At 55.7% G+C, this 255-nt stretch carries 1 protein-coding gene; it reads right to left on the bottom strand.

What is annotated here, in order from left to right:
- Window positions 1-255: type VI secretion system lipoprotein TssJ (gene tssJ / locus ACZYSM_RS29645; protein ID WP_489077252.1), on the bottom strand; the 255-nt coding region annotated here is incomplete at both ends.

Raw genomic sequence — 255 nt, 5'->3', positions numbered from 1 at the left:
CCAGGGGGACGTTCAGTTGCGCCCCCTCCCCCGGTTTTACCACCAGGGTTCGCTGCGCCAGCAAGTCGGTGCGTAGCACGCTGTCGCTATCGCTCAGCACACTGTCATACGTGGTTTTTTTCACCGCTTTGTTGTCGCGCAGTTGGTAAACCCGAACCATGGTCGGTACGGATAAACCACTCATGTCTGCCACGTCAGTGTTCAGTGCCGCTCGGCCGGTAAAGTCCAAATGCAGGGTTTTCACTTGTTTATAGA

The sequence above is a fragment of the Pseudomonas sp. F220 genome (genome assembly GCF_057813935.1).
The sequence above is the reverse complement of the archived record's forward strand: the minus strand, read 5'-3'. Positions and strand labels throughout refer to the sequence as shown.